We start from the raw sequence: 20353 nt of genomic DNA, 5'->3' as shown, positions 1-20353 counted from the left end.
GGTGCTTCAATGGTCCTTCGCACCGTTCATCGTCACCTGCTGAACCGCGCTCGATTGCAGCCCCCACTTCGCCACGATCGCACTGTATGTGCCGTTCGCGACCAGCTTGTCGAGCGCGGCCCGCACCGCATCGCGCAGCTTCGCGCTGGACTTCGCAAAGGCGATGCCTTCAGGCGAAGCCGCGAACGGTTCGCCAATGGGCTTGTAGGTGTTCGGTTCGAGCTTCATTGCGTACGGCAGGGTTTCGCTGCCCTGCACACCCGCCACGATTCGCCCCTGCTTCAACTGCATACGCGCGGATGACGTGTCTTCCGTACCCACCACCGTGACCGGCGTCTTGCCGACGCAGTTCTTCGCACTCCATGCTGCGGTGTCTGCCGGGAATGACGTGCTGCGACTCGTACCGACCGCCTTTCCGCACAGATCCGCCGACTGCCGGATCTCGCCGCCATGCGCGCCGGTCAGAATGTAGAACTGTGCGCCTGAATTCAGGTAATCGAGAAAATCCGCCGTATCGCGGCGCCCCGGCACGTCGCTCAATCCGCTCAGCACCATGTCCACACGCCCGGTAGCGAGCGAGGGCAGCAATTGTTCAAACGCCGACTCCTGCCAGTCCAGCTTGACGCCGAGTTGTTTTGCAATCGCATTGCCGAGGTCGATATCGAAGCCGGTCAGTTCGCCGCTCTCCGGGTCTTTGTATTCCATCGGCGGGTAGATCGAGTTGACCGCGACCTTGATGACCTTGGTCTTGGCAATCGAATCGGGCAACGCTTGCGCATGGGCAGCAGCGCCGAAGAGAAAGGTCGACAGACAGACTGCCATCAAACGGGACGCAGCGCGCAGCGGGTTCAGCTTGGACATGGAGGACATACCTTTAAAGAATTGAACGCTTGTCATCGAAACCATTGAGTTTCCGTCACGGCCTGTCGCGCTACCGCAGCGCGGGTTTAGCATCGGCGTCGCCGCCAAGCCACGATAGAAGCGTGCGCGCGTCGGCGAGATTGTCCAGATCGAGTACCGCATCGGCAAGCGCATTCGCCGACGTGTCGTCGAGCGCCATGGCGGCCAGGGTGTGGTACTTCGACAGCAAGTCCGCATCCGACAACGGATTGCGCGGATCGCCGAGCGGCGTGAGCACCTGCTGCGAGCGCGGCATCTCATCGGCGATCGTGAGCGTGACGATGGGCTCGTCCAGATCGGACATCGCTGGATCGACTTCGAGCGTGATGCGCTCCATCATCGCGGCCATGCGCGGATCCGTTCGGGCAGCCTCGAGATAGGCGGCAATCCCCGCGTGGCCATAGACCAGCACCGAAGCAACCGCATACGGCAAACTCATTTGCGACGAGGCCAGGTTGCGCAATTCGCGGCCGCCGCACATGCCTTCGACGAATGCGCTCAATCTGACGTGCACGCTGGATAGCCTGTCCGGGTCACATTTGATGTCACGCAGCAGATCGAGCGTGGCATCCACCGCTGCATGCGTGCTGCGGCACGACGCGTGCGGCTTGATCGAGCAACGCATGATCTTCCACGTGTCGCCCAGTTCGTGCAGCAAGGCTTCGGGCTTCTGCGTGTCGGGAGCGAACGCATTGAAGAAGCCGCCCCATACGTCCGCGAACACCTGCGTCGGGCCGGTGACGTTTTCCCTCGCCAGCAATGCCGCCAGCAGTCCACCTTCAGCCGCGCGGCCGGTGTGCATGCGCTTCGTTTGCGACGCGTCGTGAATGAAACCCCATAGGCCGCCGCTGAAGCTGCCCGCATGGCCGAACGCTGCGCCGGTTTGCACGGCATCGAGCCCGAGGAGGCGCGCACTTGCCGCCGCCGCGCCGAACACGCCGCAGGTCATCGTAGAATGCCAGCCGCGTGCGTTGTGCGGCGAATATCCGCCGCATGCTTCGAGCACGCGCCTGCCGACGTCATAGCCGAGCACCACAGCCGCAAGAAACGCCCGCCCCGATACCGGTCGCGGCGAGCAGGCAAGCGCCGCGAATGCCGCGGGCAGCACGACGGCGCCGGAATGATCGCAGCCGCCGGAGTCGTCGAGTTCCAGCGCATGTGCCGCGACACCGTTGACGAAGGCCGCGCTGCGCGGGCCGAGCGACTGCCGTGTGCCCCACACATGCGCCACGCCTGGCCCGTCGCCGGACATGACCGCCCGCGCGCTGCGCGACTCCATGGCCGCGGCGCCGGCCAGCGACGCGCCGAGCGTGTCGAGGATATGCCGCTTGGCCTTATGGACGACGGCAACAGGCAGCGCGTCGTTGGGTACGCCGGCGACGAACGCCGCCAGTTGCTCCGACAGCGACAGATCACGCGCGCTCATCGTGCGGCCTCCCGATGCCTTGCAAAAACCTCGACCGGATGACCCGGCTCGTTACCGTCGACGTTCTGCCGCCACCAGGCCGCCACTTCCGCGCCCGTCGCGAACCACACGTCGTCGTGCGAACGCATCTCCGCTAGCAATTCGCGCAACACGTCGATACGTCCCGCTGTACCGATGAGCTCCGGATGCAGCCTCAGCACAAAGCACAGACCGAAGCGGCGGAACGCCGCGAAATCCTGCTTCCAGTTCGCCAGCACTTCCCGATACGAGGGAATCCGTGGCTGCCCGACCGGTACTGCAGGCGACAGGTTGTAGACGAAGTACGGCTCGTCTTCGAGTTCATAGTGAAGCGGCAGTTCGATCAGCGGCGGCGTGTCGGCAGCCATCACCTTCCCTGCGTTTGCATTCGCGTCCGGCAGATGAAAATACGGCAGATCGTCGCCGCGCCATGAAGACGACCACGTGACCCCTTTGCTGCGAAGAAAGTCCGCGAAGCCCGGCGCCCAATTGCCGTAAAAGGAACGAAAACCCTGCACGCGCCGACCGAGCGTGTCGACGAGTGCCTGCTGACCGGCAAGGAAGGCTTGTCGTTGCTCATCGAACGTGAGTGTGTCGAAGTTCTCGCAGCGATATCCGCTCGTGCCGATTTCGTGTTGCTGCGCATCGATACGGCGTAGTAAATCTGTGTGAGTTTGGGCAACGCGTCCGGGCAAGAACCAGCTCGAACGGATATCGAACTCATCAAACGCGTCGAGCACGCGATCCACGCCTCGTTTAGCACCATAGCGCCACACCGAAAGCGATTTCTCGCGGCCGGCGATACGCGGCTCCTGAGTCAGGATGCCGTGTTCGTCGTTGAAGTCGACCGTGACGACCACTGCGCAGCGCGCGTTGTGTGGCCAGTGAAGTGCATTCATGCGCTGAACTCCTGCGCGTGTTCCGACGTATTGTTATCGAGCCACCATTGCGCGACGTCGCGGCACGTGGCGAACCATACGTCGCCTTGTGCGTGCATGTGATCGATCAGTCTTTCTAGCAGCGCAATACGGCCAGGTTTGCCGGACACCTTCGGATGAAACAGCGTGGTCAGGCAAAGCCCGTCGCGATGCGAGCCGTCGAATTCACGACGCCAGTTGTCGAGCGTCGCGTCATAGCTCGCAATGCGATCGAGACTCGCCGGAAAATCCGGGTTGCGGTGATAGGCCAGCGACGCATAGTCGTCGAGCTCCCAGCGGCCCGGAATTTCGACCAGAGGCTCGGCGATGCCCTCGGCGTGCAGCAGATAAGGACGATCGTCGCCACGCATCGAACTCGAATAGCGCACGCCGGCTTCCATCAGCACGCGAATCGTGTCCGGCCCCCAGTCGCCCGATGGCGTGCGAAAACCAACCGGCTGCATGCCGAGATATTTAGCGAAGACTTCTGCTGAGCGCTCCATCACTGCGCGTTGGCCGTCGCGATCCAGAGTCCAGAAAGCCTCGTGCCGGTAGCCGTGGTAAGCGATCTCGTGGCCACCCGCGATGATCGCCGCACACTGATCTGGCCAGTTTTCGACCACCCAGGCCGGCACGAAGAAAGTCGCCGGCACGCGCCGCTCGTTGAGCATATCGAGCAGACGGCCAAGCGCGCGCCACGGGCCGTAACTGCCCAGGGTGAAATACGAAGGGTTGGTCCAGATCGAACCGTTGAGCATCGCATCGCCGGTCGGGCCGTCGAGATCGAACGCGAGCGCGACGCAGGAACGGTGTCCTTCCGGCCAGCGCGGCGCGGTCTGGATAGGCTGGCGCTCGACATATTCCATTTGAGAAACGTTGCCCGGCTCCCCAGACGCACTTGCACGGTGTGCATGGCTTTGCGACGCGGGCATGCCCTGTTGCAGGGGCAACGTAACGGTAGATCGGACCAAACGAAAACTCCCTTGAACGCATTGTTCGACATGGTGTCGATCCGGCGTTTCTGCCCGCTACGTAAGGCAAACCCGATGCTCGGCGGCGGCACCGCGGCACTCACTGCGAGCCTACTTCGGGTGTGTATATCCGGATTCGTTGAAGGGATTTAAGAACGCCAATTTTCCGGCCACAAACGGTAAAATCTCATGGTTACCATGCGAGTTGTGCATAAATGAAGATCGAACGCTATCCTCCCTTCAACGTGCTGCAAACCCTGCTGGTGGTCGCCCGCTGCGGCAACTTCACGGCTGCATCGCAGCAGCTGTTTCTCAGCCAAAGCGCGGTGAGCCGGCATATTCAACAGATCGAGGAGTATTTCGGTTGCGCGCTGTTCGTGAGGCACACCCGCATGGTCGTGCAGACTGCGGAGTGTCAACGGCTGGTGCCGATCGTCGAAGAGTTGCTGGCAACCGCGCGCCGCTCGATGCACATCACGAACTCCGGCGGCCAGACCATTACCCTGCGCGTCACGCCCACGCTGGCGGCGCGCTGGCTGCTGCCGCGCCTGACCGACTTCTATGCTGAAGTTCCAGGTACGCAGTTGAATATCGACACCGCATGGTTCCTGCCAACCAACTTCGGCGAAGGCACGCTCGACGCCGCGATCCTGTTCGGAACCGGCAATTGGGAAGGATTGGAAGCCACCTGTCTGATGCGCGAGAGATTGACGCCGGTCTGCTCGCCGCAGATCGCCAGCGGCACACCCCCGCTCGTGGAGCCCGAAGATCTGAAACAGCACACGTTGCTGCATTCCAGCTTCGGCCGGCGGGGGTGGATTCTGTGGCTGCAGCAGGAAGGCAACCTTGCCGCGCATACGTATCGGGAGCAGGTGTTCGACACGCTGGACCTCGCATTCAGCGCCGCGGCACGCGGGTTGGGTGTGGCGCTGGGGGATCTGAACCTGGTCGGAGAGAATCTCACAAGCGGCTCACTGGTGACGCCGTTCAGGCGCGTGGTGGAGACCGGGGCTGGATATTATCTGGTGCATCCGCCGCGCAATGAATATCGCGAGAAATTGAAGCCGCTTCTTCGGTGGTTGCAAGCGAGTGTTGCGGCGTAATCCGCGGCAGCGCGCGTGGTTCACAAGCACGCGACATCGGTTCGGACAATTTGTCCGCACTGTCAGGAACCTCACCCTCCTTCATCTTTCGCGGCAGAGCCGCTACCTTTGCGACATGCAAACCGTCCCCGGCTACGGGCTTGTGCATGCGCTGGTACGCCCTCGTAGCCCGTCTTGAATGGAGAACTCAATATGCCCAGTATGCTCAGAACTTACGTCATTACAGGTGCAGGATCCGGTATTGGCCTGGCCACGAGGCAGCTACTCGAGTCGCAGGGCCATCATGTGATTGGCGCGGATATTCACAATGCCGAAGTCGTTGCGGACCTCGGCACACCTGAAGGACGCACTGCTCTCGTCGAGCAGGTGACGAAACAAAGCGGTGGTTCGATCGACGCCGTTCTCGCCGTGGCAGGTGTCGATATTGCGGGCCCCGCCACCGCGGCGATCAACTATTACGGCGCCGTGGCGACGCTGCAAGGGCTCCGGCCACTGTTGCTAAAGTCGTCGGCTCCGCGCGCCGTGGCCGTCTCCTCCATTACCTCTGTCCACCCTCACGACGAGCAGCTCCTGAACATGCTGCTGAACGGCACAGAAGAACAGGCATTGGAGCGGGCACGAGACGCGAGTTACGTCTACGCGACCACCAAGCGAGCGCTATCACGATGGATCCGGCGCAGTGCGATCAGTGCGGACTGGGCCGCCTCGGGGATACCACTGAATGCGCTCGCACCAGGACTCGTCAAGACCGAATTGCTGGCGCGACTTTTCGAAGACCCCGATAAAAAGCGCGCTGTTAGCGCCGGCACCCCAATGCCACTCGGCGGTCCGTACGAGCCCGTGGCGGCTGCCGAGTTCCTTGCCTGGCTCGCCAGCGAAAAGAACGGCCATATGACCGGCCAGACTATTTTCATCGACGGCGGCGCCGATGCGGTGATCCGTGGAGATTCGGTCTGGTAGATCGCTGGGCGATCTATCCCGGGAAAGCCTTCGCTACGACATGCACTGTTCATCCGCGATTAACGCGTCCTCCCGAGCGGCACGTGCTCGCTGATGAAATCGATGAACGCTCGTAGCTTTGGCGTGATATGTCTGCCGGACGGCCACAACAGTTGAAAGGTGTTGTGGTCGGTCGTGTATTCATCCAGAACCGTCACCAGCCTGCCGTCATTGAGAGCGTCGCGCACCGTGAAGTCCGACATGTAGGCAATGCCGAGACCTTCCAGCGCGAAGCACAGGCGCGCCTCATTGGTGTTGCACGTCACCGTCGTGGCGAGTTGCGCTTCGGCTTCGTCGGCATCGTGCCGGAGTTGCCAGACCTGCAGTTTGCCCGTGTTCGGCATGCGGAATTGAATGCAGGCGTGTTCGGCCAGTTCCCTCGGATGCACCGGCTTCCCGCAGCGCTCGAAATAGTTTGGCGCGCCAACGAGCAGCATTCGGAAAGAGCCCAATCGCCGTGAGGTCAAACGGGAATCCTCAACGTCGCCGCTGCGCACGACAGCGTCGTAACCCTCTTCGATCACATCGACCTTCCGGTTGTCGAAATCGAGATCAAGTTCGATCGCAGGATAACGCCGCTGAAAATCGGCAAGCACAGGTAGAAATGGCTCACTGATCATGGGCAAGCCGATGCGCAGTCGCCCTTTGGGGACCGCCGATGCCTCGGACAACTCGGCCTGCGCCGCGTCGAATTCCGCCAGAATGCGCCGCGCGCGTTCGACAAACATCTCGCCCTCGGCCGTCAGCGTGACGCTGCGTGTGCTTCGATGAAACAACCTGACGCCGAGGCTCTGCTCGAGACGCGTCACGCTCTTGCCAATGCCAGAAGCGGAAATACCCAGAATGCGGCCGGCAGCGACAAAGCTGCGTGTCTCGGCGGCCTGAACAAACACATTAAGCGCAATGCTATCCATAGTCTCGCAGCATCCATTGCGCGGACACATTGTCCGCTCTATCGGGAACTCTACCCTACTTAATTCACGCCTGAAAAGCCGTTACTTTTGCATGGCAGGCAGGACGCGAACGCCTTGCCTCATAGAGGTCACGACCTCCATTTCCGTCGAATTGAATATGCAGTGGTAGCACACCGCTGCCTGAACAGGAACGCATGATGACAACCCGACCCGACCTTTTCGATCTCGCACGCAAGCTCGAAGACACACGATGGCAGTTACTGCTGAATGCCGATGCTAACGCGCTGACCGATCTTCTCTCCGACGAGCTGCATTTCGTGCATTCGAGTGGCCTGAAAGACGACAAGACGGCTTACCTCGACGCCGTCCGGGCGGGAGTGGTGATCTACCGAAGCGCCAATAGCCGCATCGAGACAGTCGTGCCCCTTGGCGACAAATCGTTCGTCGCGAGTGGCGCTCTGAAAATGGAGGCAACCGTGCGTGGAACGGAACGGAGTCTCCATTCGCTCTTCATGGTGGTGTGGCGCCGCGAGCAGGAAACATGGCGGCTTGTCGCGCACCAGACTACCTTGCTGCCGGCTTGAGCAGCTAACTACGTTATCCAAAGGAACAGATCGTGAAAATTTTTATTACTGGCGCCAGCGGTTTCGTCGGCGGCACTGTCGCCCGTCGCTTGCTCGCCGCAGGTCACAGCGTTCGCGGATTGATACGCGACGCAAGCAAAGCCGAATCGTTGAAGGCACTAGGTATCGAACCCGTGATTGGCAGCCTCGAAGACAGCAGTCTGCTGACGCGTGAGGCGCAGCAATCGGAAGGTGTGATTCATGCTGCCGACAGCGACCATCGGCCGGCGATCGAAGCCCTTATCGAAGGACTGCGGGGCTCCGGCAAGCCATTGCTGCACACCAGCGGTTCGAGTGTTATCGGCGATGATGCACTGGGCAATAGCGTTTCGGAAGCGATCTATGACGAAGACACGCCGATGGTCGTCGAGCCGGTCAAGCAACCACGTCGCGACATTGAACTGCGGGTACTCGCTGCCTCCGCGGAAGGTGTACGCGCCGTGGTGATCTGTCCGAGCAACATCTACGGCAGCGGCACGGGGCTCAATCCGCGGAGCGTGCAGATCCCGTTCCTGGTTGACGACGCGCGCAAAGGCGGCGTGGTGCACATCGTCGGACAAGGCGTGAATCGCTGGTCGAACGTCCATATTGAAGACGTCGCCGAACTCTATCTGCTCGCGTTGGAGAAAGCGCCGGCCGGCGCGTTTTATTTCATCGAGAGCGGCGAGGCGTCGTTCGGTGAAATTGGCGATGCTATCGCGCGGCGTCTAAAGCTTGCGCCGGTTCAATCATGGACCGTGGAGCAAGCTACCGAACGTTGGGGCAAAGTCCATGCGCACTACACCTTCGGCTCAAATAGCCGTGTCCGCGCAAAGCGTGCCCGCAAGGAGCTCGGCTGGACGCCGCGCCATACGTCGGCACTGGCCTGGATTGAAGAGGACATGCCGCTATGAGCAAAGTCTGGTTCATCACCGGCAGCGCCGGTGGCATCGGCGCCGGCATTGCGCGGGCAGCGTTGACTGCAGGCGACGTAGTGGTTGCAACCGATCTCGACCTTGAACGACTGCAGCAAGTCTATGCAGCGAACGCAGCACACGTTCTGACAGCACAACTGGACATTCGCGACGCGGCGCAGGCCGATGCTGCCGTGGAAGCCGCCCTCGCCCGTTTTGGCCGCATCGATGTACTGGTCAACAACGCGGGCTATGGCCAATTCGGACCATTCGAGGAAATCGAGCCCGAGGCGATCGAACGGCAGTTCGCCACCAACGTATTCGGCACCTTCAACGTCACCCGGGCGGTATTGCCGGTGATGCGCCGGCAACGTGCAGGCCTCGTCATCAACATGTCTTCGAATGGCGGATTCAAAGGCGTCCGTGGCGCCTCGATGTATTCGGCCACCAAGTTCGCCATCGAAGGATTCTCCGAGGCTCTCGCGCAGGAAATCGCGGACTTCGGTCTCAAGCTCACCATCGTTGAGCCAGGCGCCTTCCGCACCGACTTTCTCGACGACCGTTCGTTAAAACGCGGCACGCACGCCTTGAGCGATTACGCCGATTTCCGGGCCAAGGCCAATGCGGTGTTCGAAGCCCGCAATCACAACCAGGTCGGCGACCCCGACAAACTTGGCCGTGCGTTAGTCCAGATCGCTAACGAAACGGACCCGCCGCTGCGCTTCGTCGCCGGCGCCGATGCGCTCAAAGTTGTAGACGACAAGCTCAGAGACGTTGCCGTCGAGGTGGAGCGCTGGCGCGAACTGTCCCGCTCCACCGACTTCTAAATCGCCCATCACAGGAAAGATCTCATGAACGTACAAACGCTGGACTCACGGCTCGATGCGTTAGAAAGCCGCTTTGCTCTTGAACGGCTGATCGCAGGATACGCTCAGGCCTTTGATAACCATGACGAGGCGCTGCTGCGTGGCATATGGCATGAGGGCGCGCTTCTGTCGCTCGGCGACGCTTTCGGCAACTTTGAAGGTGTGGAAGCGATTCTCGAATCAGCCCGGCTGAACTGGCAGAAAATGCCCCACATGCATCACTGGATGGCCAACCCGTTGATCGATATCGACGGCGATACGGCGACCGGCCGGGCTGCCGTCGATTGCCTGTGCACCCACGTCGAATTGGGCCCGGTGCAAATCAGCGGCCTCTACCACGACCGCTTTGAACGTCGCGACGGCCGCTGGGCGTTCGTCGAACGCCGTTTCGACCTTCATTTCCTCACACCGCTCGCCAACTGGACACCGGTTGCGGGCAGCGAGAGCGTCAAATCGTAGGCAGGTGAATAACTAACCGGCCTTCGGCGTTTTGTCGATCATCAACGACAGATGATCCAGATCCTCGCGCAGCAGCGCCAACGCTTCGCTGACAGCGCTGCTGCCCTTCAATTGCCGTTTGGCCGGCCGTACGACCGATTGCACTGCGAGCTCCGCGATCGTGTCGGCGATCTCGATCGCGCTGCTCGCGCCCTCCGGCTTGTACCAGAACGCGGGCCAACTGCACATGCCGATGAGCGTGAACGCCGTGACCTTGGCGTCGACAACCCGGAACACCCCGGCGCTCACTCCTGCTTCGATGGCCGCAGTAAAGTTGTTCAGCACCGCGCGCTTCGCATCTTCGTTCGCACGATAGGCGCGCTCGGGCAGCTGCTGCTCGGTGCGTTGGATCACGCGAAACTCGTTGTAGTGGCTCAGAATCAGCATCGTATGCTGATGAACCAGCAGACGCAGGCGCTCTTTCGGATCCGCGTCCGTCTCAGCAACTGCCTGGCTCGACAGCCGTCTTGCTCGTAACGTGACCTCCTCGACCAGCGCGGTGAGTATCTCGTCCTTGTTCTTGAAGTAGTAATAGACGGCAGTACGTGTCACGCCGAGCGCCTCGGCGATTTCCTGCATCGACGCACCGCCGAAACCCTTCTCGATGAAGAGCGCGGCCGCGGCGTTCAGTATCTGTTCTTTTTGTCCGTCAGCATTCACCTTTGCCACGAAACCACTCCTGATAGCGGTCGACGGCCAGAATGCCGCCCTACCGTAGTGTTGTGTTTGCGTGATTGTAACGCCCGGATTTGGCGTTCCGTACTGTCGTCGGCTATGCCTCTTTGTCCTGCGGATTGGACGTGTTGTGCCGGACCGGCACTTTTCACCCGGAAGCCGGGATGCGCTTCACGCGGCGCTCATGCAGTCGGCCAAGACTGCCGACAGCCACCGCCGCCAACACGGTCGGCACGGCTGACACGAGCAAGGTCTGATCGACGCTCCATGCGAGCGCCATCAACTGCCCGCCGGCCAGCGGCCCGAGCACAGCGCCGAGTCTGCCAAAACCGAGCGCCCAGCCCGCACCGGTAGCACGCGTCCTTGTCGGATAGATCGTAACCGCCAGTGCATTCAGGCCGGATTGACCGCCGAGAATGCAGAATCCGGCGAATGCGATGCAGGAGATAGCCGCGAGCGGCACCGTATGTAAGTAGCTGATGCCGACAATGGCAACGCCACCGAGGGCGAAATTGGCAAACAGCACCGCAGCAAAGCCACGGCGATCTATCAGCATGCCGAGCGCGACATTGCCCACCAGTCCGCCGAGCCAAAGTGCCGTGCCCGCCAGCACCGCTTTACTGGACGAATAGCCTGTGCCGCTCATCAACACCGGGATCCATGCGGCGAGGAAGTACGCGCACAGCATGTTGGCGAAGTTCGCGACCCAGAGCAGAGGCGTGACGATTCGCCGGCCTTCGCCCAGCAACATCGTCAGCGTGTTGCCGCCGAGTGCTTTGTTCGCGGGCGGCACCGTGGGCATGGCGGCACCTGGCGCCACCTGGTGTAGCAGTAGCAAGGTACGTGGTGTTTGCGGGTGCCGTAGCAGGCAAAATTGCAGCGACTCGGGAAGCGCCGCGAACATTGAGAGGGAAAGCAGCGCAGTGAGCAATGCGCCGGCGTAAAAAACACCGCCCCAGCCGAACGGCGCAATCACCAGAGCGGCAATCCCGCCGCCAACCACCCCGCCGACGATGTAACCCGACGACACCGCCATCATCAAGCTCACGCGGATGCGTGCCGGGCTGTATTCGCCTGCGAGAGCCATGGCATTCGGAACGATCGCGCCCATTCCGATACCGGCGGCAAACCGAATGCCGATCAGTGCACCGATCGAGTGTGCGAAAGGTGTCAGCACCATGCAAAGCGCGATCCAGGCAGTCGCCGCAATCAGCATCGGACGGCGGCCGATTGTGTCAGCCCATCCCGCGAGCACCAGCGATCCGGCGAACATGCCCAGCAATCCGGCCGCGAACACCGGACCCAACACGGAGCGGCTGGCGCCCCAGGCTTTTATCAAGGCCGGAGCGGCGTAGGCCATCGCCTGGACATCGAAGCCGTCGATCACCATGCATAACGCGCATAAGCCGAGCACGCGCCACTGCGTGGCGGTAACGGGTCTGCCATCAAACAATGAAAAAGTGGTTTCTTCCCCAGTTGATGCCATGGTTGTCTCCTAACCTGATTTCTATCGTCGGTGCGGATGCCCGTAAATGGACGCACCCGCCACCGCACCACCCTTCTGTCATTCAATTGACTTTCACATCTTTTATTTGACGAGTTTGACAAATGCTGGGCAAAAAAATGAACCGTATCGGTCGAAACTTCAGTTCACCGCTTCACCGTAAAGCCGCTCGTATTGGCGAATGAATTCGGGGTCGCGCTCGCGTAGATCTTCATGCGTGACACGTCCGGTACGGCGCATATAGTCGTAGGTGAAGCCGATCGGATCGAGATGCAGCTTGTTGCCGACGTTTTCATACCAATCAAGGCTCTTTGCCGCAGCCAGTTGGAAGCGATCCGAAGCGGAGCGGCGCGACGCCTCGAAATGCGCGAATGCAGCCTTGATGTCAGTCGCGTGGGCACACAGACCTTCGAACAGCGCGATCGAATCTTCCATCGCCATACGCGTACCGGAGCCCAGCGAGAAGTGCACCGAGCGCAGCGCATCCCCAATCAGAATCATGTTCTCGTGGTGCCAGTTCTCGTTTTTGACTGTCACGGCTTCAAACCATGTGGACTTGTTCGACAACAGACCGTGTCCGTCCAGGTCTTCGGCGAAAACCTGTTCGCAGAAGGCGCGGCTGTCCGCATCGCTCATTTCGCCCAATCCGGCGCGTGCCCACGTCTGCGGATCCGTTTCGATGAGAAACGTACTCATCCGGTCGCTATACGCGTAGCTATGAGCGATGAACACACCGAATTCGGTTTCGCGAAAGATCAGCGAGACGGCATGGAACGGCTTGCTGGTTCCGTACCAGGCAAACTTGTTGCGACGCTGCACGAACGACGGTTTGAAGGCATCCGCATATTGCGCGCGGGTCCGGCTGTTCACGCCATCCGCCACCACTACGAGATCTGCCTGACGCAATGCGCCCAGGTCGTCCACGCGAGCGTTGAACAGTAGATCGACGCCCGCCGATCTGCATTCGGCATGTAGAAACTGCAGTAAGGCAATACGGGCGACCCGCGAAAAGCAGTTGCCATGGATCAGCACATGCACGCCGCGATGGACAATTTCCATGTGCTCCGAACGCACGTGGCCGGCGGTAAACCGGCGGAAGAACTCGGGATCCGATTTCTCGAGAAACGACAGCGCGACATCCGAGAACACCACACCCCAGCCGTAAGTTGCGCCGGCGTCATTCTGTTCATGGACCCGGACCGTCCATTCCGGAAAACGTCGTTTGACCAGATACGAGAAAAACAGCCCGCCCGGCCCTCCTCCTACGATATTGATGTCCATCCTCAGTCTCCGGTTCTGGAAGTTGAAACGTTCGCCGCGGTTTCGGCCTCGATAGCTTCGGCGATGATCCGGCGCATCGCCGGTTTGTCGACTTTGCCAACCCGTGTCACCGGGAACGCGTCCACGATTTCAATCCGCTCCGGACACTTGAACTTCGCGAGCCCCTGCGAGGAGAGGAATTCGATCATCTGCGGGATATCGGGCGCGGCATGTCCTTCACGAAGAATCAGAAACGCACAGCCCTTTTCTCCGTAAAACGGATCGGGCATGGCCACCAGTTTCGCGTCCAGAACAGCGGGATGACGGCTCAGAAACGCCTCGACTTCTTCCGCGCCGATCTTCTCGCCACCGCGATTGATGTTGTCGCGCAGGCGCCCTTCGAACGAGAAGTAGGTCACGCCGTCGATGACATGCGCGCGCATCATGTCCCCGGTCCGGAAGAAACCGCTCGACGTAAAGGCTGTGGCGTTGGCCTCCGGTGCGTTGTAGTAGCCCCTCAGGCTGGACGGACCGCGAAAACACAACTCACCTATTTCGCCGGACGCGACGGGCGATTCGTTGTCGGCATTGAGCAGAACGAGCTCATCATGTTCGCAACCCGAGCGTCCATGCGTGTGATGACGAACGAATGCGTTGACTGCCGGGCCCGAGCCGATCAGCAATCCTTCGGTCGTGCCATACATATTCGAACTGGTCACGCCGAGAAACGCTTCTAGCGCGTCGGCCCGGGTCAGACAAAAGAACAGCCTGAGCGACGACAGATCGTAATCGAGCACTTCGGCACACGCCATGATCTGCGGAGCAACCGGTCCGATTGAAACAGCATGCGTCACGCGATGCTGCTGGATCAATTCCGCCATCCGTACGATATCGACTTTCGGCATGAGTACGGTGGTTTGCCCAAGGGATATCGTGGGCACCAGCGCATACAGATGCGCCGCGTTGTGAAGCAAAGGCAGTGACCAGATCAGTGTGGCGTGTTCACCCGCCTCCACGTGCCTGGACCACGCTTCAGCATGCGCGAGGTATTCCGCGTGAAAACGCGGGATGATCTTGGGCACCCCTGTCGTACCGCCAGACAGTTGGAAGCTCAGGACGTCTTCCGAGCCGATGTGCACACCGTTCAGGACGGCCTTTGCCTCATCCAGCGTGATCGACTCCAGCAAGGCGGACAACGAATGCGTCCCCGTTGGCGCGTCGCCGCGTGCGACGACAATGTGTCTGAACGATGGGTGCTCGGCGCACATCTTCTGCGCAAAGCCGACCTGATCGAACTGCCCCACGTCGGCCTGCACGAAATACGCTTGCGGCAACGACAGGCTCGCCAGCTTGCCGATTTCAACCTCGCGGTACTGCGGCAGCGCGCAGACCGGAACAATGCCGCTCTTGTAGCATGCACATAGCGCCAGGGCGGTGTCGACGGTCGTCCCCATCTGGAACACTGCGCGTGCTCCGGGTTCGAGTCCGAGTTTGAGCAATGCCGCGGCCAGACGGTCGCTTTGCTCATCCAACGCGCGAAACGTGATGCTGCGCTCGTCGCTGATCAAGGCCAGCGTGTCGGGAAGGCGTCGTGCCGTCGCTGCGAGCGCCTCGCCGAACGTTCTGTCGACCCAAGCACCGACCTGAAAATAATGCTGAGCGACCGATGGCTCGCAATACGCGACACCTTCGAGCGGATAATGGATGCCTGCCATGTCTGTCTTCTCCAGTCGACGCGTTCTTATTGTTCGACGATGCGAACGCGGTCTTTGTCAAACGTATCGATACGCCCGCACAAACCACCTGTGAAGAGGCCATACCAGATCGCCGGTTTCAGACCCAGCTCCTTGCGGTTGAATTCGAGTGCGTCTTTCGATTCAATCAGAAAGTAGCCCGGCGACGGTTGCGACACGCGATACTCGGGATTGCGCCGCGCTGCATCCACCACGCTCGCGAACTCCGCCAGCGCCGGCACGAAAATGCCGGGACCGTCGCTCTTTATGCCGCATTGCCCACTCAACAGTCTGCCCTTTTCCTGCCATACAGTATCAATCTCCCGGACTTGTCCCGCATGGTCACTGGCGACCTGCTCGGCCGTGATCGCCGCCTCAAGTGTTAGCGCCGCATCCCTGGCGTCTAGCGATTGCAATGCGCGCAGCTTGACGGTGATCTCGATGAAGTAGCCGTTGGGATCGCGAAAGTAGATCGATTCGATCACTTCGTGCTGAGTGGTCGATGAGACTTCCACACCTTTCGCCTCGAGCATCTCTTTCCATGCGAGCAACTGTTCCGCGCTATCGGCCAGCCACGCAGTGTGAGTCGCATCGAATACATGATCGTCGGGCGTGGGCGGCATCAAGGGGCGTTGTTGCGGCGGCGGTTCGCCCAAGTAATAAAAAAAGGCGATCGTGCTGCCGTTGCCGCTATCGAAGAAAAAATGAAGAAAGTCCGGGTGGCTCTCCGGGCCCCAGCCTCGCGCGGAGATCGTGTGGACAAGCGGCAAACCCAGCGTGTCGCGATAGAACTCGATGGTTTCGCGCAGTTTCCACGTCGGGCGCGCCGTGTGATCGACCCCCGACAGCCTGAGCGGTACGGATTGATTCATTCGTCAACTCCCGAGTTATAAGAAAGAGCGTTGATGCAGCCATTCGCCGACCGCGCGCGCGGCGATTGCCCGGCCCGGTTCGTCCGCGGCCTCCAGCGGTCTGCCGTGATGATCGCCACGCACGCGAACGTGGGTCTTATCGGTTGAACCGATACCGGTAAAAATCTCGGCAATGGCTAATGGGAAAGTAGTCTGATCGCCGGTGTATTCGACCAGCAACGAAGGCACGGTGACCGAAGGAGCGGTTGCTTCCAACGCTGCATTCGACGAGAGACCGGACCATGTCGAGAGCCAGGACTCCGGAGAACACAAGCGTCCAAAGCCCACCGAACCATAGTTCGAGATCACCGGATTCGGCGACCACAGCGAACCGGGCTTGCGATCGGAGGGATCGAGCGATGGGTCAAGACAGCGCAAATCGGCGTCCGTGCGCCATACGGTCATGACCGGCGTGTGGTTGGCCACGAGCTTCTGACGATGCGTCGCTACCTTGTCCTTCACGGCTTGCCGTGCGTCCTGGCGCACGGCGATCAGTTGGCGAGCCATCCGGTCAAGGCGCGCCACGCGCACCCGTTGCGCATCGCGATAGCGGGAGACGAACTCAGCGCTATAGCGCGTTGCCCCTGGTTCGCGGGAATAGCCGTTCTCGGGGTTAAACGGGTTCAACGTATCGTCGATCGATAACGCATCGCCCTCGTCGGTGACGGAAGGATCGATGCACCCCATCAATAAACGCCCCTGCCCCGGATGCGGCGCCAGATAGATCATGCCGTCCACCGTCGGCAAGGTCGCACTCGCCAGATGGGTCGGACGGCCGCCAGGCGTCTTTGCGATCCGGTCTTGCGCCGATAGCGCCGATTGCTGGATGTAGAAGCTATAGAGCCCGGCACCGCCCGAATTACCGAGCAACACGATGCGCTCGAAGCCCGCCTCGCGCAGGTAGCGCAAGCCGGCCGCGACATCGTGCAGGGCAACTTCATGCTCGAGCCGAAGGTCGTTGCCGACCGAACGGGCCGCCTGGGCCCAAACCGACGCCCCCGCTCGCAGCAATCCGGGAATCAGATAGTGGAACGTGAAGTTCTCGCGCGGGTGCATCAGACAAACGACGGTCTTCGTCGATGCGCCCTGATACAAAACCCCGCAGGTGGCGGCGCCGTCTTCGGTGCGCAGCGTCGCACTGGTCTGCTGTGTGGCATGCGGCAATGCATCGGGAAACCAGTCAATCGTCAATGCATGAGGACGTTCGAGAACGGTACCGGCCTGCATATTGCTCATATCAATGTCTCCGTATTCGTTGACGTTAGTATAGCTTTTTTGACGTTGGCGTCAAATTTTTGACAAAGGAACTCGATGCAGAAAAACGACGTCAGTCCGGCGGATCGTCAAACGGTATACAGTGGCGCCGTCTATCACACCGGACTCGCAAGGTGCGCCCATGTTAGATCTCAATGACTTCCGCTATTTCGTTCGTATCGTCGAGTGCGGAGGACTCACCGCCGCCAGCCGCAATCTCAACGTACCGAAATCGACGGTCAGCCATCGCCTCCAGCAGCTCGAAACAGCGCTCGGCGTGCGGCTCGTCAACCGGACCTCACGCAGGCTCGGCATGACCGGTGCAGGCGAGGTGTTCTACCGGCATGCGGTCGCCATGCTGGAACGAGCGGACTTCGCCGAAAGCGCTGTGCGCGAGCGCCTGGCCGAGCCGAGTGGCACGATCCGCTTCACCACCGCGGCGGCGACCTCGCTGTTCGCCATGCGCCAGATACTTCCGGATTTCATTCACCGTTATCCGAAGATCAACGTCATCCAGCACATCAGCGACGAGCAGGTCGATATTGCGGGCGGCAGTTATGACCTCGCGCTGCGCTCGCACAGCGGTCCACTGTCCGACTCGACCCTGGTGCAGCGCACGCTGGCACCGGCGCCCTGGTTTCTGTTCGCCGCGCCTAGCTACCTGGAGCGCCACGGCATGCCAGTCGCGCCGGAGAACCTCGCCGGGCACGAGACGCTGGTCATGTTGAGACACAACAGTCCAATGGCCTGGAAGCTCAAGCACCCCGTGAACGGAGAAGCGGTCGTGCCGCTCAACCCCCGGCTGGCCGGCAATGACATCGTCACCCTCAAGCAGGCTGCGCAGGACGGCCTCGGCATCGTTGCCCTGCCCGCCTACGTCTGCAACGAAGATCTGCGATCCGGCACACTCCAGCGGGTCTTGCCCGCCTGGCTGGCAGGCGAAGCCAGTATCACGGCGGTCATCCCGTTTCGTCACGGCATACTGCCTTCCGTTCGCGCTTTTCTCGACTTTCTGATCGAGCGCATCCCACTGGTCGTCGCGTAATATCGGATCGTCCATCTCATTGGACCTGAGGTCCAGGCGAGCCATCTTGTTGTCTCCCTGAAGCGGGCCCATTCTGAGCACACAGCCGGTCGGCATCGATCGATCGGTTTATCGAGCGCTTGAGGCGCTGCAAACGTGTTCAGGAGTACAACAATGAAGATGTCCAGACGTGAAGTCCTTATTGCGGGCGCGGCGGCGACAATTGCCGCAGTCGGTACGGTTACCGGCACCGCGTCAGCCGTAGCAGTGGAAAAGCAATCTGGGAGCACCGAATCCGGTCGGCCCTCAAAGTCCGCGAAGTATTTCGACATCCTGATCGTTGGTGGAGGATCGGCCGGCGCCGTTCTCGCGGCGCGCCTCAGCGCAGACCCGCGGCGCCGTGTTCTGCTGCTGGAAGCGGGACCGAACTTCGCGCCGAACGACTACCCTCAGGTACTGAAAGACGCCAATATCGTCGCGGGCTCGCCGGCCTATGACTGGCACTACCACACCGACGACGCCGCCAGTCTGGGCCACAACATACCGGTGCCCCGAGGGCGCGTGATCGGTGGCAGCTCGGCGGTCAATGCCGCTGTCGCCATACGCGCTCGACAGGCCGATTTTGCGCGCTGGGCTAAACGCGGCATCGAAGGATGGTCGTGGGAGGACGTGCTGGCCGCCTACAAGTCGATGGAAAACACGCCCTCCGGCGACGACGCCTGGCACGGACGTAGCGGGCCGTTTCCGATCCGGCAGCGTACTGCTGCGGAGAACACACCGTCGATGCGAGCCTTTGTCGACGGCGCGCAAACGCTGGGGCTGAAACACGTATCGGACTTCAATGGTGCGGACCAGCACGGTGCCGGCCCCTACACGCTCAATGTCGTCGATGGCGTGCGCATCAATACGGGCATGGCCTATCTCACGGCTGCCGTGCGTGCACGCCCGAATCTGACGATCCAGGGCGGCGCCGAAGTGGATCGCGTGGTGTTCGAAGGCAAGCGTGCCGTGGGCGTCAAGCTGGTCGACGGCCACGTTCTGTCCGCGGGTGAAGTCATTCTCGCGTCGGGGGCTTTCGGCAGCCCTGCGATTCTCATGCGCTCGGGCATTGGGCCTGCTGCGCATCTCGCCGAATTCGGCATTGCGACCGTCGCCGACCTGCCGGTGGGAAATCGGCTGCAGGACCATCCGTTTTTCTACAACGTCTACGCACTCAAGCGCGAAGCAAACGCGATGAAGCCCGCCTCCGGTGCGCTCGTGTGGACGCGCTCGCAGAGCGCGGGCTCCGGCGATCTCGACCTGCACATCTCGGGCACGCATCTGATCGACCCAAAGCTCAGCCCCACCGGTGGCGCGATTGTCCTCGCCTGCGCGGTGACACTGCCGAAGTCGATCGGTCAATTGCGGCTCTCGAGTCGCGATCCACGCGCCGCACCGGACATTCGGTACAACTTCTTCGATGACCAGAATGACCTCGACCGCATGGTCGAAGCCGTGCAGCTATCCCGCCAGATCGGCAGAACCGCACCGTTCCTCGACGTGATCGATCACGAAATGGCGCCAGGCAATACCGTGGACGATGGCAAAGCACTCAGGGCAAACATTGTGTCGAATGTCGCCGCGTATCTGCACCCTACGTCGACCGTGCCGATGGGTGCCGATTCCGATCCCACTGCCGTAGTCGACGCGTGGGGCAAGGTACGCGGTGTCGAAGCGCTGCGGGTCGTCGATGCATCGATTATTCCCGACATCCCGTCAGCTCCGACGAACGTCACGACCATCATGGTGGCCGAGCGCATCGCCGCGAAATTGTCCGCGTAAATCAGCGCGCATTCCAACAGTTGCAGGATCCCGGAGAACACAA

General features: G+C 61.0%; 19 protein-coding genes. 8 read left to right on the top strand and 11 right to left on the bottom strand.

From position 1 onward, the window contains the following. Positions 1 to 6: 6 nt before the first annotated feature. From FSO04_RS17095 to FSO04_RS17080, 4 genes are all read right to left on the bottom strand, one after another. A complete protein-coding gene (locus tag FSO04_RS17095) occupies positions 7 to 861 on the bottom strand; it encodes an ABC transporter substrate-binding protein (protein ID WP_233464879.1) in 855 nt (284 codons plus the stop codon). Between the two features lie 70 nt (positions 862 to 931). Then, a complete protein-coding gene (locus FSO04_RS17090) occupies positions 932 to 2326 on the bottom strand; it encodes an MmgE/PrpD family protein (RefSeq protein ID WP_154560799.1) in 1395 nt (464 codons plus the stop codon). Beyond that, positions 2323 to 3243, bottom strand: a complete 921-nt coding sequence (locus FSO04_RS17085) for a polysaccharide deacetylase family protein (protein ID WP_154560798.1) — start codon at positions 3241 to 3243, stop codon at positions 2323 to 2325. Before FSO04_RS17085 ends, FSO04_RS17090 begins: the two co-directional genes overlap by 4 nt. After that, complete coding sequence (locus FSO04_RS17080) at positions 3240 to 4127, bottom strand: polysaccharide deacetylase family protein (RefSeq protein ID WP_154560797.1); 888 nt, start codon at positions 4125 to 4127, stop codon at positions 3240 to 3242. The genes FSO04_RS17085 and FSO04_RS17080 overlap by 4 nt, the downstream gene beginning before the upstream one ends. 320 nt (positions 4128 to 4447) lie before the next feature. Here FSO04_RS17080 and FSO04_RS17075 point away from each other — a divergent pair, with 320 nt between their 5' ends. Together FSO04_RS17075 and FSO04_RS17070 are read left to right on the top strand one after the other, a co-directional pair. Beyond that, positions 4448 to 5335: a LysR substrate-binding domain-containing protein gene (locus FSO04_RS17075; RefSeq protein WP_154560796.1), complete on the top strand. Its 888-nt coding sequence runs from the start codon at positions 4448 to 4450 to the stop codon at positions 5333 to 5335. A 192-nt stretch (positions 5336 to 5527) separates the two neighbouring features. Next, a complete protein-coding gene (locus FSO04_RS17070) occupies positions 5528 to 6295 on the top strand; it encodes an SDR family oxidoreductase (protein ID WP_199203039.1) in 768 nt (255 codons plus the stop codon). Between the two features lie 59 nt (positions 6296 to 6354). Here the strand turns inward: FSO04_RS17070 and FSO04_RS17065 are convergent, their stop codons facing one another. Next, positions 6355 to 7248 carry a LysR family transcriptional regulator gene (locus FSO04_RS17065; protein ID WP_154560795.1) on the bottom strand — a complete coding sequence of 298 codons (894 nt, stop codon included), beginning with the start codon at positions 7246 to 7248 and terminating at the stop codon, positions 6355 to 6357. 194 nt (positions 7249 to 7442) lie between these two features. On the opposite strand from FSO04_RS17065, the gene FSO04_RS17060 reads away from it, so the two are divergent. Genes FSO04_RS17060 through FSO04_RS17045 form a run of 4 tightly spaced genes read left to right on the top strand, consistent with a single transcriptional unit; the run spans position 7443 to position 10089 of the window. Beyond that, positions 7443 to 7832: a nuclear transport factor 2 family protein gene (locus FSO04_RS17060; protein WP_154560794.1), complete on the top strand. Its 390-nt coding sequence runs from the start codon at positions 7443 to 7445 to the stop codon at positions 7830 to 7832. Positions 7833 to 7864: 32 nt separating this feature from the next. Further along, positions 7865 to 8764, top strand: a complete 900-nt coding sequence (locus FSO04_RS17055; protein ID WP_168435716.1) for an NAD-dependent epimerase/dehydratase family protein — start codon at positions 7865 to 7867, stop codon at positions 8762 to 8764. Beyond that, complete coding sequence (locus FSO04_RS17050) at positions 8761 to 9591, top strand: SDR family NAD(P)-dependent oxidoreductase (RefSeq protein ID WP_154560793.1); 831 nt, start codon at positions 8761 to 8763, stop codon at positions 9589 to 9591. Before FSO04_RS17055 ends, FSO04_RS17050 begins: the two co-directional genes overlap by 4 nt. 24 nt (positions 9592 to 9615) lie before the next feature. Continuing rightward, positions 9616 to 10089: a nuclear transport factor 2 family protein gene (locus FSO04_RS17045; RefSeq protein ID WP_154560792.1), complete on the top strand. Its 474-nt coding sequence runs from the start codon at positions 9616 to 9618 to the stop codon at positions 10087 to 10089. A 12-nt stretch (positions 10090 to 10101) separates the two neighbouring features. On the opposite strand, the gene FSO04_RS17040 is transcribed toward FSO04_RS17045, so the two are convergent. The 6 genes from FSO04_RS17040 to FSO04_RS17015 all read right to left on the bottom strand — a co-directional run bounded on the left by FSO04_RS17040 (position 10102) and on the right by FSO04_RS17015 (position 17447). Then, complete coding sequence (locus tag FSO04_RS17040; protein WP_233464878.1) at positions 10102 to 10797, bottom strand: TetR/AcrR family transcriptional regulator; 696 nt, start codon at positions 10795 to 10797, stop codon at positions 10102 to 10104. A gap of 154 nt (positions 10798 to 10951) precedes the next feature. Continuing rightward, the gene (locus FSO04_RS17035) at positions 10952 to 12289 is read right to left on the bottom strand and encodes an MFS transporter (protein ID WP_154560791.1); all 1338 of its coding nucleotides are present in this window, start codon (positions 12287 to 12289) and stop codon (positions 10952 to 10954) included. A gap of 159 nt (positions 12290 to 12448) precedes the next feature. Continuing rightward, positions 12449 to 13588, bottom strand: coding sequence for an FAD-dependent monooxygenase (locus FSO04_RS17030; protein ID WP_154560790.1), 1140 nt, complete (start codon positions 13586 to 13588; stop codon positions 12449 to 12451). Positions 13589 to 13590: 2 nt separating this feature from the next. Continuing rightward, entirely contained in the window at positions 13591 to 15282 is a 1692-nt protein-coding gene (locus FSO04_RS17025; RefSeq protein WP_154560789.1) for an AMP-binding protein, read from the bottom strand. A 26-nt stretch (positions 15283 to 15308) separates the two neighbouring features. Next, the gene (locus tag FSO04_RS17020) at positions 15309 to 16172 is read right to left on the bottom strand and encodes a VOC family protein (protein WP_154560788.1); all 864 of its coding nucleotides are present in this window, start codon (positions 16170 to 16172) and stop codon (positions 15309 to 15311) included. Positions 16173 to 16187: 15 nt separating this feature from the next. Beyond that, on the bottom strand, positions 16188 to 17447 hold the full coding sequence (locus FSO04_RS17015) for an alpha/beta fold hydrolase (RefSeq protein ID WP_154560787.1): 1260 nt from the start codon (positions 17445 to 17447) through the stop codon (positions 16188 to 16190). A 121-nt stretch (positions 17448 to 17568) separates the two neighbouring features. On the opposite strand from FSO04_RS17015, the gene FSO04_RS17010 reads away from it, so the two are divergent. Next, entirely contained in the window at positions 17569 to 18510 is a 942-nt protein-coding gene (locus FSO04_RS17010; RefSeq protein WP_325063525.1) for a LysR substrate-binding domain-containing protein, read from the top strand. A gap of 153 nt (positions 18511 to 18663) precedes the next feature. Continuing rightward, a complete protein-coding gene (locus tag FSO04_RS17005; protein WP_154560786.1) occupies positions 18664 to 20310 on the top strand; it encodes a GMC family oxidoreductase in 1647 nt (548 codons plus the stop codon). Positions 20311 to 20353 lie beyond the last annotated feature (43 nt).

This window comes from Paraburkholderia madseniana (genome assembly GCF_009690905.1).
GTDB classification, from domain to species: domain Bacteria; phylum Pseudomonadota; class Gammaproteobacteria; order Burkholderiales; family Burkholderiaceae; genus Paraburkholderia; species Paraburkholderia madseniana.
Note: the sequence above shows the minus strand (reverse complement) of the source record. Positions and strands in the feature narration are given on the sequence as shown.

Excerpts from the sequence above, each read along its gene's own strand:
- FSO04_RS17060 (WP_154560794.1), top strand. The coding sequence starts at position 7,443 with ATGATGACAACCCGACCCGACCTTTTCGATCTCGCACGCAAGCTCGAA.
- FSO04_RS17080 (WP_154560797.1), bottom strand. The coding sequence starts at position 4,127 with ATGGAATATGTCGAGCGCCAGCCTATCCAGACCGCGCCGCGCTGGCCG.
- FSO04_RS17075 (WP_154560796.1), top strand. The coding sequence starts at position 4,448 with ATGAAGATCGAACGCTATCCTCCCTTCAACGTGCTGCAAACCCTGCTG.
- FSO04_RS17030 (WP_154560790.1), bottom strand. The coding sequence starts at position 13,588 with ATGGACATCAATATCGTAGGAGGAGGGCCGGGCGGGCTGTTTTTCTCG.
- FSO04_RS17090 (WP_154560799.1), bottom strand. The coding sequence starts at position 2,326 with ATGAGCGCGCGTGATCTGTCGCTGTCGGAGCAACTGGCGGCGTTCGTC.
- FSO04_RS17025 (WP_154560789.1), bottom strand. The coding sequence starts at position 15,282 with ATGGCAGGCATCCATTATCCGCTCGAAGGTGTCGCGTATTGCGAGCCA.
- FSO04_RS17065 (WP_154560795.1), bottom strand. The coding sequence starts at position 7,248 with ATGGATAGCATTGCGCTTAATGTGTTTGTTCAGGCCGCCGAGACACGC.
- FSO04_RS17035 (WP_154560791.1), bottom strand. The coding sequence starts at position 12,289 with ATGGCATCAACTGGGGAAGAAACCACTTTTTCATTGTTTGATGGCAGA.
- FSO04_RS17045 (WP_154560792.1), top strand. The coding sequence starts at position 9,616 with ATGAACGTACAAACGCTGGACTCACGGCTCGATGCGTTAGAAAGCCGC.
- FSO04_RS17050 (WP_154560793.1), top strand. The coding sequence starts at position 8,761 with ATGAGCAAAGTCTGGTTCATCACCGGCAGCGCCGGTGGCATCGGCGCC.
- FSO04_RS17095 (WP_233464879.1), bottom strand. The coding sequence starts at position 861 with ATGTCCAAGCTGAACCCGCTGCGCGCTGCGTCCCGTTTGATGGCAGTC.
- FSO04_RS17085 (WP_154560798.1), bottom strand. The coding sequence starts at position 3,243 with ATGAATGCACTTCACTGGCCACACAACGCGCGCTGCGCAGTGGTCGTC.
- FSO04_RS17005 (WP_154560786.1), top strand. The coding sequence starts at position 18,664 with ATGAAGATGTCCAGACGTGAAGTCCTTATTGCGGGCGCGGCGGCGACA.
- FSO04_RS17070 (WP_199203039.1), top strand. The coding sequence starts at position 5,528 with ATGCCCAGTATGCTCAGAACTTACGTCATTACAGGTGCAGGATCCGGT.
- FSO04_RS17015 (WP_154560787.1), bottom strand. The coding sequence starts at position 17,447 with ATGAGCAATATGCAGGCCGGTACCGTTCTCGAACGTCCTCATGCATTG.
- FSO04_RS17020 (WP_154560788.1), bottom strand. The coding sequence starts at position 16,172 with ATGAATCAATCCGTACCGCTCAGGCTGTCGGGGGTCGATCACACGGCG.